The 14,416-nt window shown below is 70.3% G+C and carries 11 protein-coding genes; 7 read left to right on the forward strand and 4 right to left on the reverse strand.

The genetic code is table 11. The features are described from left to right. Nucleotides 1–19: 19 nt before the first annotated feature. Together speB and ABZU76_RS41870 are read left to right on the forward strand one after the other, a co-directional pair. A complete protein-coding gene (speB, locus tag ABZU76_RS41865) occupies nt 20–973 on the forward strand; it encodes an agmatinase (RefSeq protein WP_354880930.1) in 954 nt (317 codons plus the stop codon). After that, nucleotides 970–2,607 (forward strand): thiamine pyrophosphate-binding protein, encoded by a 1,638-nt coding sequence (locus tag ABZU76_RS41870; RefSeq protein ID WP_354880933.1) that lies wholly within the window; start codon nt 970–972, stop codon nt 2,605–2,607. The genes speB and ABZU76_RS41870 overlap by 4 nt, the downstream gene beginning before the upstream one ends. Before the next feature lie 78 nt (nt 2,608–2,685). On the opposite strand, the gene ABZU76_RS41875 is transcribed toward ABZU76_RS41870, so the two are convergent. The 4 genes from ABZU76_RS41875 to dxs form a co-directional block, all read right to left on the reverse strand. Continuing rightward, the gene (locus ABZU76_RS41875) at nt 2,686–4,074 is read right to left on the reverse strand and encodes a CBS domain-containing protein (RefSeq protein ID WP_354880936.1); all 1,389 of its coding nucleotides are present in this window, start codon (nt 4,072–4,074) and stop codon (nt 2,686–2,688) included. A gap of 6 nt (nt 4,075–4,080) precedes the next feature. After that, nucleotides 4,081–4,752, reverse strand: coding sequence for a hypothetical protein (locus ABZU76_RS41880; RefSeq protein WP_354880938.1), 672 nt, complete (start codon nt 4,750–4,752; stop codon nt 4,081–4,083). After that, nucleotides 4,749–5,696 (reverse strand): AAA family ATPase, encoded by a 948-nt coding sequence (locus tag ABZU76_RS41885; RefSeq protein ID WP_354880941.1) that lies wholly within the window; start codon nt 5,694–5,696, stop codon nt 4,749–4,751. The genes ABZU76_RS41880 and ABZU76_RS41885 overlap by 4 nt, the downstream gene beginning before the upstream one ends. Nucleotides 5,697–5,974: 278 nt before the next feature. Continuing rightward, entirely contained in the window at nt 5,975–7,894 is a 1,920-nt protein-coding gene (gene dxs, locus ABZU76_RS41890) for a 1-deoxy-D-xylulose-5-phosphate synthase (protein ID WP_354880944.1), read from the reverse strand. Nucleotides 7,895–8,103: 209 nt separating this feature from the next. Between dxs and ABZU76_RS41895 the strand changes: the two genes are divergently transcribed. From ABZU76_RS41895 to ABZU76_RS41915, 5 genes are all read left to right on the forward strand, one after another. Next, the gene (locus tag ABZU76_RS41895; RefSeq protein WP_354880947.1) at nt 8,104–9,573 is read left to right on the forward strand and encodes an aldehyde dehydrogenase family protein; all 1,470 of its coding nucleotides are present in this window, start codon (nt 8,104–8,106) and stop codon (nt 9,571–9,573) included. A 68-nt stretch (nt 9,574–9,641) separates the two neighbouring features. Continuing rightward, the gene (locus ABZU76_RS41900) at nt 9,642–11,195 is read left to right on the forward strand and encodes an amino acid permease (RefSeq protein WP_354880950.1); all 1,554 of its coding nucleotides are present in this window, start codon (nt 9,642–9,644) and stop codon (nt 11,193–11,195) included. After that, nucleotides 11,192–12,736 carry a GMC oxidoreductase gene (locus ABZU76_RS41905; RefSeq protein ID WP_354880953.1) on the forward strand — a complete coding sequence of 515 codons (1,545 nt, stop codon included), beginning with the start codon at nt 11,192–11,194 and terminating at the stop codon, nt 12,734–12,736. The genes ABZU76_RS41900 and ABZU76_RS41905 overlap by 4 nt, the downstream gene beginning before the upstream one ends. A 117-nt stretch (nt 12,737–12,853) precedes the next feature. Beyond that, a complete protein-coding gene (locus tag ABZU76_RS41910; protein WP_354880956.1) occupies nt 12,854–13,279 on the forward strand; it encodes a hypothetical protein in 426 nt (141 codons plus the stop codon). A gap of 40 nt (nt 13,280–13,319) precedes the next feature. After that, complete coding sequence (locus ABZU76_RS41915; RefSeq protein ID WP_354880959.1) at nt 13,320–14,324, forward strand: ABC transporter substrate-binding protein; 1,005 nt, start codon at nt 13,320–13,322, stop codon at nt 14,322–14,324. The last annotated feature ends 92 nt before the right edge of the window (nt 14,325–14,416 follow it).

Here is a 14,416-nt window from a genome sequence, read left to right on the forward strand (position 1 = left end):
CCACGAGGAGCACACCGCAGTGAGTGACCTGCCCCCGATCGGCCCGCTCGACTCGTCGCGTGTCCCGCGCTTCGCCGGCTTCGCGACCTTCGCGCGGCTGCCGCGGATCGACGAGGTGGAGCGCGCCGACGTCGCCGTGGTCGGCGTCCCGTTCGACTCCGGCGTGTCGTACCGGCCGGGCGCGCGCTTCGGTCCCGCCGCCGTGCGCGAGGCGAGCCGGCTGCTGCGGCCGTACCACCCGGCGCTGGACGTGTCGCCGTTCGCCGAGCGGCAGGTCGTGGACGCGGGGGACATCGCGGCGAACCCGTTCCACATCGGCGAAGCGATCGAGAAGGTGCAGCAGGACGCCGAGGCGCTCATGGCCGGCGGCACGCGGCTCGTGACGGTCGGCGGCGACCACACCATCGCGTTGCCGCTGCTGCGGGCGACGGCGAAGAAACACGGTCCCGTCGCGCTGCTGCACTTCGACGCGCACCTCGACACGTGGGACACCTACTTCGGCGAGCCCTACACGCACGGCACGCCGTTCCGCCGCGCCGTCGAGGAAGGAATCCTCGACACGGCAGCGCTTTCGCACGTCGGCACGCGCGGCCCGCTGTACGGCAAGCGCGACCTCGAGGAGGACCGCCGGCTCGGCTTCGGCATCGTCACCTCCGGCGACGTGCTGCGCCGCGGCATCGACGAGACCGTCGACGCGCTGCGGCAGCGCATCGGCGACCGCCCGCTGTACATCTCGGTGGACATCGACGTGCTCGACCCCGCGCACGCACCCGGCACCGGCACGCCCGAGGCAGGCGGGATGACGAGCCGCGAGCTGCTGGAGATCCTGCGCGGGCTGCGCGACCTACGCCTGGTGGGCGCCGACGTCGTCGAGCTGGCCCCGGCCTACGACCACGCCGAGATCACCGCCATCGCGGCCTCGCATGTGGCCTACGACCTCGTGAGCCTGCTGGCGCTGGAGAAGAGCGAATGACGCGCATCGGGGGCGACGTCGTCGTCGAGACGCTGCGGGCGCTCGGTGCGGACACGGTGTTCGGGCTGCCGGGCCAGCACGCGCTGGGGCTGTTCGAGGCGCTGCGGCGCGCGGACGACGTGCGCGTGGTGAGCTCGCGGGTGGAGAACAACCTCGCGTTCGCCGCCGACGGGTTCGCCCGCGCGCGGCTGGCCGCGGACCCCCGCGGCCCGGTGCCGGTGACGCCGATGATCGTGTCGACCGGCCCGGGTGCGCTGCTGACGCTGGCCTCCTTGCAGGAGTCGCGCGCCGCGTCGGTGCCGGTGCTGGGGATCTCCAGCCAGATCCCCCTCGCCGGGCTCGGCGGCGGGCGGCACGGTTACCTGCACGAGCTGCCGGACCAGCAGGCGAGCTTTCGCGACGTCGTGAAGTCGGTGCACGTGGTCCGGACCGTCAGCCAGATCCCGACGGCGCTGCGCGAAGCGTGGACGGCGGCGGCAACCGCGCCGTACGGGCCGGTGTGGGTGGAGATCCCGCAGGACGTGCTGCTGGCGCCGGCTTCTTTGCCGACGCTGCACGACGTGACGGCGACGCCGGTGCCGCTGGAACCGTTGCCGGAGCTGGTGGCGGAAGCGTCCCGGCTGCTGGCCGCGGCGGAGAATCCGGTGATTCTCGCCGGCGGTGGCGCCCTGCGATCCGGTGCGCGCACGGAATTGCAGGCACTCGCCGAGGCGCTGCGGGCGCCGGTGGTGTCGACGTTCGGCGGCAAGGGCGTGTTCCCGTGGAACCACGAGCTTTCGGCGCGCTCGTGGCTGGAGGACTGGCACACCACGGAGTTCCTGGCCGGCGCGGACGTGCTGCTGGTGCTCGGCTCCGGGCTCGGCGAGCTGTCGAGCAACTACCGCGAGTTCGCGCCGCGCGGGCGGGTGATCCAGGTGGAGGCCGACCTCGGGAAGCTGGAGTCGAACTACCCCGCGCTGGGCATCCACGCCGACGTGCGGCTGTTCCTGCGGGCGCTGGAAGTTCCCCCGAGAGCAGCGGACGGACGCGCCGAAGCCACCGTCGAGGACCTGCTGGCCCGCGTCGAGTCGCGATTGGACAGTCAGGACCTGGCGGCGGAACGCAAGCTCGTCGACGACCTCCGCGCGGCGGTGCCGGACGGCACGCAGACGTTCTGGGACATGACGATCGCCGCCTACTGGGCGTGGTCGGCGTGGCAGCCGGACGGCGCGCCGATCCACACCGCGCAGGGTGCGGGCGGCCTCGGCTACGGCCTGCCCGGCGCGCTCGGTGCGGCCGCCACGGGCATCCCCACACTGGCCGTCTCCGGCGACGGCGGCGCGATGTACGGCCTGGCCGAGCTCGCCACCGCGAAGCAGCACGGCCTCGACGTCACGTGGCTCGTGATCGACGACGGCGGTTACGGCATCCTGCGCGAGTACCTCACCGGCGCGTTCGGCGAGACGACCGCGACCGAGCTGGCGCGGCCCGACTTCGTGGCGCTGGCGAAGTCGTTCGGGGTTCCGGCTGTGCTGTCCACTCTCGATTCCGTGGGCGCCGACGTGGCCAAGGCGTTGCGGACGCCGGGACCGTCGCTGGTCGTGCTGCCCGCCGTGCTGAAGATGTTCGCCCCGACCCACCTGGAGAAGGGGTGACCCAGGTCCCGACCTTCGTCGAGGGGCCCTGTCGCAACGGACACGGCTGTCGTGGTGGTGCGACCGAGAGACGACCGGCTAGAGCAGCTCGCGATACCGGTGCAGCATCTTGTTGAACCGGCGGAGCTTGTCGACGGCCTCCGGGGACGCGGGGTCGGGGTGGAAGTGCATGACCTTGTTGCGGATGAGCCGGATCTCGTCCAGATGCCCGACGAAGACCGCGCGGTCCAACGGCCAGCCGATTTTCGGCCAGAGTTCCTTGCTGCCCAGGATCTTCTGGTAGTCGCCGAACGTGAGCTGGTCGAAGCTGTCGATCTTCCGTGTGCAGAACGGCTGGATCGTGGGGAGGTCGAAAACGCGGTCCAGGATCCACCGCAACGTCAGGTCGAGCTCACCGAGCTGGACGAACGGTGTGGACAGTTCGCCGTAGTACCGGGCCACGTCGGTCGTGGTGACCACGCCCGAGATCGCCTGCTTCTGGTCCAGCACGAACACAAACTTGTGTTCCTGCAACACCGGGAGGACTTCGAACAGGTCACGGTCGTACGGCAGGGCTTGTGCGCTGGAGTCGACGGCGTCGGCGAGAGCAGCGTCGGGCTTGCGGTGTCTCGCTTCCGCGATCGATCGCCAAGTGATCGCGCCGCGGAGGTTACGGGGACCGTTGAGCACAGCGAGCTGGGAAACGTCGCTGAGGATCATCTTGGTGATCGCTTCTTCGAGCGTGCTGTTCGGGCTGACCGACTCGACGCCGTCCAGCTCGGTCAGGTTGCCGAGTGTGAGGCGGACGTCCAGGTCGCTGTCGCCCTCGTCGTCCTCGCCGGCTGGGATGTCTTCCTCGGGTGCGGCCTCCGCAGTGGTGTCCTCGGGAGGCGTCCTCAACTCCACGAACGTGTCGAGGGTGACCGCCCGGAAACCGGGCGAGGTCACCAGACCGTGGTTGGCCAGGTCCGCTTCGATCTGGCTGACCTGGTCGCCACGGTCCTTCGCACCCCAGAAACCCAGGAGCTCCCGGACGGAGATCTTCTCGGGTTTGTTCTCGTCTGCGCGGACGCGGGCCTGCCGGAGCCGCTCGTGGACGGCCTGGCGTCGCTGATCTTCGGACTCCTGGTGAGCCTTGGCCGCCTCGGCGTTGATCGCCTGGTCGAGCAGCTCCTGGCGGACGGCGTCCAGCAGCTTTTCCTGGCCGACTACCACCCACGCCCGCCAGCCGTCGACGGCACGCATACCGGCGGCCACCATGGCCGCCCGGGACGGCGAGCGGAACTCTTTGCCGCTCGGCTCCAGCCTGATGCGGCCCTCCTCGGTCACCGTCGCGTCGAACGTCGCGCCGATGCGCGCGCGCTTGAACTGCAGCTTGGTGCCGGGCTCGATCAATCCGGCGCTCAGCAGGTCCGAAACCATGACACGGCGACCACCGAGCAGATACATCGAGCGGCCGCCGGTCGTGTCGTCAGCTACCTCGACCACCGGTGCTCACCAGCTCCGCAGCCCGGCGAACTTGCGCCGGGCGCCGATCGCCTGGTTGAGCACCTTCTTCTCGAGTTCGGTGCGGCTCAAGCGCTCCACGCGGGTGAGTTGCAAGGCCGCGGCGACTGCGAGCAGGCTCGCCCGGTCGAGCTGCTGCGTGCGGAGGTACTCGGCGCCCTCTTCGTCGTTCTCGGCTTCCCGCAAGCGCACGACGATCGCGGCGACTTCGGCCGGCGACCTCCGCGGTTCGGCCGGTGGAGCGGGATCCTGCCGAACTCGTCGAGGTTCGGTTTCACCGACGGGTGTTTCGGCTTGCGCAACGCCGTGGCGAGCCAGAAGATCCACGAGTTTCGCGATGGTGAGGTGGCTGTACCGCCTTATCCGAAGCGCTTTCGCCACGTCCTGCATCGTCCGCTTCGACGGGTCGCGCGCGACCAAGTGACTCCGGCGTTCGTCTTCGGTGGTCAGCGCCGAGAGTTCGCGCAGAAGCCGCTCGGATTCGCTGAGTGGCTCGGCGAGCGAATTGGCCGGCGGTGCCGCGCTCGGCACACCGGAAGCGTCGACGACGGCCAACCGCGCTTCTCCGGAGGCGAGTGCCTGCAAGGTCGCTTCGTCCTGCTGCACCAGGAAGGCGAACAGCTGAGCCTGCAGGGCAACGAGCGGCTTGAGTTCGGTCACCGAGCACCAGCCTGCGTCAGCTCGAGCGCGCCCAGGATCTCATCGGCGAGCAGATCGAACTCCCGCACGACCTCGTCCTTCGCCGCGGACGTGCGCACCATCGCCGGAACGCCGCTCTCGCCGGCGTCGCCGAAGTGGCGCGGGCTGTTGCGGACCTTGTTCTCCAGCAGGGGAACCTGCGAGTTCAGGCGCACTTGCTCGATGTAGCCGTGCTGCGCGAGCGTGACCTGCTGCGAGTAGATCTGGACCATGGTGAAGACTACGCCCAGGAACTGCGGGTCGATCGGCCATTGGTCCTGGGTGCTGCGGTTGTGGTTGGCGAAGTCGTTGAACTGCTTCACCAGGGAGTCGCAGTTGCCATAGAGGTAGTCCAGGCCCAGCGTCGACAGGTAGTCCGCCTTGGCCGGCACGAGAATCTGCTCGCTGGCCACGATCGCGGTCTTGGTGACGAGGCCGAAGTTCGGCGCGCAGTCGATAAGCACGAGGTCGTACTCCTGGAACTGGCTGTCCTGCAAGGCGTTGCGCAGGCAGCCGTGCAGGTCGAGGAACTTGCGCTTCGACCCGTCGAGCGTCGTGGCGCCGCCGAGACGGGCGGCGAGTTCGAGATCGATGTCGATGAGGCCGAGGTGCGAGGAGATGAGGTCGAGCTGCCCGCCGGTGCCGGCGAGGGCCTTGTTCACCCGCTCCGGCGTGACGACGAGGTCGGCCAGCGAGACGTCCCGGCCGGGCATCTCGCCGTCGTACCACTGCTTGATCGTGCGGCCGTCCTTGAGCCGCTCCTGCCAGTCGGCGACGGAGTAGAACGAGAACGTCAGGTTGGTCTGCGGATCCAGGTCGACAAGCAGCACCCGCAAGCCCCGGGCGGCGGCCACCGCGCCGAGGTTCGCCGTCAGCGTCGTTTTTCCCACGCCGCCCTTGTAGTTCATGACCGCAACGACCCGCATTCGCATCTCCCCGGTGCTTCCGCGTCCTCGCCGACCCAGCCAGAAGACCCTGGCAGAAGCATTTTGGGGAAAGCAACGGGCGGACCGTGAAATGGACCCGAACGAGCCCGTGTAATGAGCCGATTGCCGCACTGGTACGCCAAACCGGTGGCGGCACAATCACTCTCGCACCCGATTGACAAGCAGCGCCCGGCCGCACCCCCTTTGTCGCTGCGACAACAAAAAACGACGGCGGGCCCCTTCACGAAGGGACCCGCCGTTCGCACAAAAGAGAAAACTCAGCCCCGCGGATTCTCCGCCGGTACATCCTGCACCACGCCCAACCGACCCGACGCCCACTCCGTGATCCGGCGCGCCACGTCCTGGGCGGTCAGTCCGACCCGGTCCAGCACCTCGTCCCGCGAACCGTGGTCGTGGAAGCTCTGCGGCACGGCCAGGTCGCGCAGCGGGACGTCGCAGTCGGCGTCGCGCAGGACGGCGGCCAGGGCGGAGCCGAAGCCGCCGTGGCGGCCGCTGTCCTCGACCGTCACCACGAGCTTGTGCTGTTCCGCGAGGGCGACCAGCTCGGCCGGTACCGGGACGACCCAGCGCGGGTCGACCACCGTGACGCCGATGCCCTGGTCGGCCAGGCGGTCGGCGGCCGCGAGGCCCAGCTTGCCGAACGAGCCGACGGCGACGAGCAGCACATCAGGGGTGCAGGACTCGCGAGGGCGGCGGAGCACGTCGACCGTGCCGAGGCGTTCCACGGCGGGCAGGTCGGCGCCGACGGTGCCCTTGGAGAAGCGCAGCGCGGTCGGGCCGTCCTGTACGGCGACGGCCTCGCGTAGCTCCTCGCGCAGCGTGCCCGGGTCGCGCGGCGCGGCCACGCGCATGCCGGGCACCATGCCGAGCAGCGAGAGGTCCCACATGCCGTGGTGGCTGGGGCCGTCGGGACCGGTGATGCCGGCGCGGTCGAGCACGAACGTCACCGGCTGGCGGTGCAGCGCCACGTCCATCAGGACCTGGTCGAACGCGCGGTTGAGGAACGTGGAGTAGACCGCCACCACCGGGTGGTAGCCGCCCATCGCGAGGCCCGCCGCCGACGTCACGGCGTGCTGCTCGGCGATGCCGACGTCGAACCAGCGGTCCGGGAACTTCTCGGAGAACTTCTCCAGGCCGGTGGAGCGCAGCATCGCGGCGGTGATCGCCACCACGTCCTCGCGCTCGGCGCCGATCTTCGCCAGTTCGTCGCCGAACACGCCGGTCCAGCTGGGGCCCTTCACCGGCGGCAGGCCGGTCTCCGGGTCGATCGGGTCGGTCTGGTGCATCTGGTCGGCCTGGTGGTTCACCGCGGGCGCGTAGCCGTGGCCCTTCTCGGTGACCACGTGCACGATCACGGCGCCGCCGTACGCGCGGGCGCTCTGCAACGCCTTCTCCAGCGCCACCAGGTCGTGGCCGTCGACCGGGCCGAGGTACTTCAGGCCCAGGTCGGAGAACATCACCTGCGGGCTCAGCGCGTCCTTGATGCCGGCCTTCGCGGCGTGCAGCGCGGCGTAGATCGGCTTGCCCACCACGGGGGTGTTGCGCAGGATCTCGCGCCCGCCGTCGAGCAGGCGCTCGTAACCGGGCTGCAGCCGCAGCGCCGCGAGGTGGTCGGCGAGCCCGCCGATGGTCGGCGAGTAGGAGCGGCCGTTGTCGTTGATCACGATCACGACCGGGCGGTCCCGGTTCGCCGCGATGTTGTTCAGCGCCTCCCAGCACATGCCGCCAGTCAGGGCGCCGTCGCCGACGACCGCCACGGCGTGGCGCGGGGCACCGCCGGACAGCTCGAACGCCTTCGCCAGGCCGTCCACATAGGACAGCGCGGTGGACGCGTGGCTGTTCTCCACCAGGTCGTGCTCGCTCTCGGCGCGCGACGGGTACCCGGTCGGCCCGCCGAGCTGGCGCAGCTTGTCGAACTCGGTGTGCCGGCCCGTCACGATCTTGTGCACGTACGCCTGGTGACCGACGTCCCACACGATCGCGTCGCGTGGCGAGTCGAACACCCGGTGCAGCGCGAGCGTGAGCTCCACGACACCCAGGTTCGGGCCCAGGTGACCCCCGGACCGCCGCACCTTCTCGACGAGGAAATCCCTGATCTCGGCGGCCAGCTCGTCGAGGTCCTCGACGCTCATGCGCTTCAGGTCCGCCGGTCCGTGTACGGAGTCCAGCATCGTCACAGCTCCACCTCGCCTGGTTCCCTTCGCTCCCGCCAGTTCGGGCCAGTCTACGGATCCGCGCCACCACCGCCGCGCCGCCCGCGTTCCGGATCACACGCCGAGGCCCCGCGCAACTCCACGGTCGGGTGTGAACATGGAGTCTTCGGCCAAGTCGCGGCTACCGCGAGTGGCCCCGATAATCCGAACCGGACCAAGATCGAGAGGACCTCATGGCGGACTTGTACATCGGCGGCGAATGGGTGGACGCGAAGGCGGGTGGCCGGCGCGAAATCCGGTGCCCGGCCGACGGGTCGCCGGTCGCCGAGGTGGCCGAGGCCACGCGCGAGGACACCGAGGCCGCGATCGCCGCTGCCCGGCGCGCGTTCGACACCGGCCCGTGGCCCTCAACGCCCGCCGCTCAGCGCGGTGACCTGCTGCTGCGCACGGCCGACCTGCTCGACCGCGACGCCGAGACCTTCGCCCGCGCCGAATCGCTCGACACCGGCAAGCGCCTGGTGGAGAGCCGCTACGACATGGCCGACATCGCCGCCTGCCTGCGGTACTTCGGCAAGCTCGCGGCCAACGACGCGGGCCGCGTGGTCGACACCGGCAGCGCCGACGCGTTCAGCCGGATCGTGCACGAACCGGTGGGTGTGTGCGGGCTCATCACGCCGTGGAACTATCCGCTGCTCCAGACCATCTGGAAGGTCGCGCCCGCGCTGGCCGCGGGCAATACGTTCGTGCTCAAGCCGAGCGAACTGACGCCGCACACGTCGATCCTGCTCATGAAGCTGCTCACCGAGGCCGGCCTGCCCGGCGGCGTCGCCAACCTGGTGCTCGGCGCGGGCCCGGAAGCCGGCGCGCCGCTTTCGGAGCACCCGGACGTGGACCTGGTCTCGTTCACCGGTGGCCTGGCCACCGGCCGCGTGATCGCCGCCAACGCCGCCGCGACGGTGAAAAAGGTGGCCCTGGAGCTCGGCGGCAAGAACCCCAACGTGGTGTTCGCCGACGCCGACTTCGAGACCGCCGTGGACTACGCCCTCACCGCCGTGTTCCTGCACTCCGGCCAGGTCTGCTCCGCGGGCGCGCGCCTGATCGTGCAGCGCGAGTGGCACGACGAGTTCGTCGACGAGCTGGTGCGCCGCGCCGAGCGGATCCGCCTCGGCGGGCCGTTCGACGAGCACGCCGAGACCGGACCGCTGATCTCGGCCGCCCACCGTGAAAAGGTCGAGCGCTACGTCGCCACGGCCCTGGCTGAGGGCGCGGTGCTGCGGACCGGCGGCAAGCGGCCCGACGACCCCGAGCTGCAGAACGGTTTCTACTACCTGCCGACGATCCTCGACAACGTCGCACAGGGCAGCCACGCCGTGGTCGAGGAGTCGTTCGGACCGGTGCTCACTGTCGAGACCTTCACCGACGAGGACGACGCCGTGCGCATCGCCAACGACACCCACTACGGGCTGGCCGGCGGCGTGTTCACCAACGACGCGGCCAAGGCACAGCGCGTGGCGAACCGCTTGCGCCACGGCACGGTCTGGATCAACGACTACCACCCGTACCTGCCGCAGGCGGAGTGGGGCGGCTACAAGCAGTCCGGCTTCGGCCGCGAGCTCGGCCCGACGGGCCTGGCCGAGTACACGGAGGCCAAGCACATCTACCAGAACCTGCGTCCCGGCCCGCAGAAGTGGTTCGCCGGCTGACACCCGCGCGCTGAAGAAGCGCCCTGAAGCCCTAGTCCGATCGAGAACCACCGAAAGGACCAGCGCCCGTGAGCACCGACACCGGCGGCCGTGGCAACACGGACACCAGCGATCAGGAACTCGGCGAGTTCGGCTACACCAACCAGCTCAAGAGAACGCTGGGCAGCTTCCACACCTTCGCCGCCGGCATCAGCTACATCTCGGTGCTCACGGGCGTCTTCCAGCTCTCCTACCTGGGGCTCTCGCAAGGCGGCCCAGCGTACTGGTGGTCGTGGCCGATGGTGTTCGCCGGCCAGCTCATGGTGGCGCTGAGCTTCGCGGAGCTGGCCGCGCAGTACCCGGTGGCCGGGTCGGTCTACAACTGGGCGAAGAAGCTCGGCAACGGGCACGTGGCGTGGCTGGCGGGCTGGATGATGCTGCTGGCCTCGATCGTGTCCATCTCCGCGACGGCGCTGGCGTACCAGCGCACGCTGCCGCAGATCACCTCGTTCTTCCAGTTCATCGGCGACGGGTCGGGCTCCAGCGACGCGGCCAACGGCGTGCTGCTGGCCACCTTCCTGATCGTGTTCACCACGCTGGTCAACGCGTTCGGCGTGAAGCTGATGGCGCGGATCAACAGCGCGGGCGTGTTCATCGAGCTGCTGTTCGCGGTGCTGCTGGTGGTGTTCCTGGCGTTCCACTTCGTGCGCGGTCCCGGCGTGGTCACGGAGACGAACGGCACCGGCGCCGGGCACGCAGGCGGCTACCTCGGCGCGTTCCTCATCGCGGCCATCGCGTCGTCCTACGTGATGTACGGGTTCGACACGGCGGCCTCGCTCGGCGAGGAGTCGGTGGACCCGCACCGCAACGCGCCGAAGGCGATCATGCGGGCGCTCGTGGCGTCGTTCCTGCTCGGCGGGCTGATCATCCTGTTCGCGCTCATGGCCGTCGGCAACATCCACGCGCCGGAGCTCGGCACGGTCGGCCTGCAGTTCGTGCTCACCGACGCGCTCGGTCCGGCGATCGGGCGGATCTTCCTGTTCGTGGTGTTCATCGCGATCACCGTGTGCGTGCTGGCCGTGCACACGGCAGCGATCCGCATCGCGTTCGCGATGGCGCGCGACAACGCGCTGCCAGGCGGCTCGCGCCTCGCGCGCGTGAGCAAGAAGACCGGCACGCCGGTGCTGCCCGCGATCGTGATCGGCGTGATCGCGATCGCGCTGCTGCTGGTGAACATCAACTCGTCGCAGATCTTCTCGGCGGTCACGAGCCTCGCGATCATCCTGATCTACCTGGCCTACCTGCTGGTGACGGTCCCGATGCTGATCAAGCGCCTGCGCGGCGGCTGGCCGCGCAAGGACAGCGCGGCGGGCCGGTTCTCGCTCGGGCGCTGGGGCCTGCCGGTGAACGTGCTCGCGGTGCTGTGGGGCATCGGGATGACCGTGAACCTCGCGTGGCCGCGCACGGAGATCTACAACGCGGCCCCGCCGTTCCACTGGTACCTGCGCTGGAGCTCGGTGCTGTTCGTCGGCGTGTTCGCGGCCGGCGGGTTCGCCTACTACTGGTTCGTGCAGCGCCACCGCATCGGGGTGCTGGCCGGCCACGCCTCGGTGCCGTCGTCTCAGAAGGAGGAGTCCCGGTGAACGAGTTCGACTACGTGGTGGTCGGCGGTGGCACGGCGGGTTCGGTGGTGGCGGCGAGACTTTCGGAGGACCCGGACGTCACCGTCTGCCTGCTGGAAGCCGGACCGTCCGATGTGGACGACGCCGCCGTGCTCGAGCTGACGAACTGGATGGCGCTGCTGGAATCCGGCTACGACTGGGACTACCTGGTGGAGCCGCAGGAAGCCGGCAACTCCTACCTCCGCCAGGCCCGCGCCCGAGTGCTCGGCGGGTGCTCTTCGCACAACTCGTGCATCGCGTTCTGGGCGCCGGCCGAGGACCTCGACGAGTGGGCCGCGCTGGGCCTGCCGGGCTGGTCGGCCGCCGACATCTTCCCGCTGTACCAACGACTCGAGACCAACGACGGCCCCGGCGAGCACCACGGCCGCTCCGGACCCGTGACGATCCGGTCCGTGCCGCCGCACGACCCGGCGGGTGTCGCGATGCTCGCGGCGTGCGCGCAGGCGGGCATCCCGACCACGGAGTTCAACTCCGGCAAGACGGTGACCCACGGCGCGAACTGGTTCCAGATCAACGCGCGCGAGGACGGCGTGCGATCTTCGGCTTCGGTGTCATACCTGCACCCGATCCTGGGCACCCGCGAGAACCTCGAGGTGCGCACCGGCGCGCGGGCCAAGCGGCTGCTGTTCGACGGCCGCCGCTGCACCGGCGTCGAGCTGCAGCACCCCGACCTGATCCACCACACGACCGTGACGGCGCGGCGCGAGGTGATCGTGAGCTCCGGCGCGATCGACACGCCGAAGCTGCTGATGCTCTCGGGCATCGGGCCCGCCGGGCACCTGCGCGAGGTGGGCGTGGACGTGCTCGTGGACGCCCCCGGCGTCGGCTCGAACCTGGAGGACCACCCCGAGGGCCTGGTCCAGTGGGACGCGCTGCAGCCGATGGTCACCGAATCCACGCAGTGGTGGGAGATCGGCATCTTCACGTGCACCGAGGAAGGTTTGGACCGGCCGGACCTGATGTTCCACTACGGCTCGGTGCCCTTCGACATGAACACTCTGCGCCACGGCTACCCGACCACGGAGAACGGCTTCTGCCTGACGCCGAACGTCACGCGCAGCCGTTCGCGCGGCACCGTCCGCCTGCGCACGCGCGACTTCCGCGACAAGCCCCGCGTGGACCCGCGCTACTTCACCGACGAGCACGACATGCGCGTGATGACCCACGGCGTGAAGCTGGCCCGTGAGATCGCCGCGCAGCCGGCGCTGGACGAGTGGGCCGGCGTCGAGCTCTCACCGGGCCGCGACTGCGTGCGCGACGACGAGATCGCCGACTACCTGCGCAAGACCCACAACACCGTCTACCACCCCGCGTGCACCGCCCGGATGGGCCCGGACGGCGACCCGGACGCGGTGCTCGACGCCCAACTGCGCGTGCGCGGCGTCGAGGGCCTGCGCGTGGCAGACGCGTCGGTGATGCCGTTCCTGGTGACCGTGAACCCGTGCATCACCACGATGGCCATCGGCGAGAAGTGCGCGGACCTCGTGAAGGCCGGCCGCTGACCTGACCGGACGGGCCGGGTTTCCGGTGAGCGGCACCGTCCACAAGCGTCCGTCCGGAGGCAGTGGAACCGGTGCCGACGCCCGTAGACTCGGGTCCCCGGGCCTGGTGGAGGTGTCGTGAGCGGTGGGTCGCTGCGCAGGACGCGGGCGGTCGTCGTGGCCGCCACCGCGGTGGCGGGCGTGGTGGCCCTCGTGATGCCGACAGCCCACGCCCTGTCCGACCGGCTGACCGACATCGCCCCCGGCCCGGAGCTCGGCCTGGCGCTGCGGCTCGTGTGCGCGGTGGCGATGGCCGCGGCGTTCGCGCTGGCGTGGGTCACGCTGCGGCGGCACAGCGACGAGCCGCTGGCGTTCGCGGCGCTGCCGGGGCTCATCGTGTGCGGCATCGCCGTGCGCTACCTCGTGCGGACGCTGCCGGCGGCAGCCGAGGTGTTCCCCTCCGCCGAAATCCGGCCGGCGCTGGGCGCGTGGCTGCTGCTCGGCGTGGGCGTGCTGCTGACCGTGATGGGGCTCGCAGCCGGATTCGCCGCGAAGCGCCGCTGACGCATTGCCAGAGTAGGCAATGCTTACCTAATATCCCCGCATGACTTCTGGCCTGGTGGGGCGGCGTCGGGTGCTCAAAGCCGCAGCGGGGGTGTCGGCGGGACTGGCACTGGCGGCCTGTTCGAGCACCGGAGAGGCGGCTTCGCCGAGCGGCCCGTCCGCGCCGGGTTTCCCGGTCGACGTGAAGGGCGTCGAGGGCACCACCACGATCCCGAGGCCGCCGCAGCGCGTGGTATCGGTCGGCCAGTACCGCGATTCCGACGCGGCCGTCGCGCTCGGCGTCGTGCCGCTCATCACCCCTGACCTGGGCAAGTTCCTGCCGGGCGGCATGTCTCCGTGGCTCAAGGCGAAGGCGGGCGCCCACCCGCCGGAGCTGTTCGTCGACACTCAGCTGCCCTTCGAGCGCATCGCCGCGCTCAAGCCCGACCTGGTCCTCGGCACCGACCGGTCCACACTGGCCCAGGACTACAAGACGCTCAGCGCGATCGCCCCGACGCTGTCGTCCGCCTCGGGGTACAACAAGGACACCTGGCAGGTCACCACGCGCCGCGTCGCCACGGCGCTGGGCCGGGTCGACGCGGCCGACAATCTCGTGACCGACGTCGAGGCCCAGATCAAGGCCGCGAAGGACGCCAACCCGAGCTTCGCCGGGCGCACGTTCACCATCGGCCCGGTCACCGGCGACGGCACGATCACCACGATCAGCAGCGCCCAGGACGCGTCCGCCCTGTTCTTCGCGCAGCTGGGCCTGGTGCTCTCGCCGAAGGTGACGTCGCTGCCCCAGACCTCGATCCCGGGCCGCTCGCAGATCAGCCCGGAACGCCTGGACCTCATCGACGCCGACGTCCTCGTGCTCACCTACACCACGCCAGGCAGCCGCGCGCAGACCGAGGCACTGCCGCTGTTCCAGCAGCTCCCCGCCGTGCGCCGCGGCTCGTACGTCGCACTCGACCTGACTACGGCGATCGCGCTGGCGTTCCCCTCGGCGCTATCGGTGCCGTACGGGCTGAAGGAGGTCGTGCCCAAGATCGCCGGTGCGCTGTGATTTGGCCCCGCCTCCGGCGGGGCGTGCGAGATCGCCTTTGAGCCGGCTTCTGAATCGGGCGGTCGGATCGGCCGGGGGCCGATCGCACCGCC

The sequence above is a fragment of the Amycolatopsis sp. NPDC005232 genome, assembly GCF_040607795.1.
In the GTDB taxonomy this organism is placed as follows: domain Bacteria; phylum Actinomycetota; class Actinomycetes; order Mycobacteriales; family Pseudonocardiaceae; genus Amycolatopsis.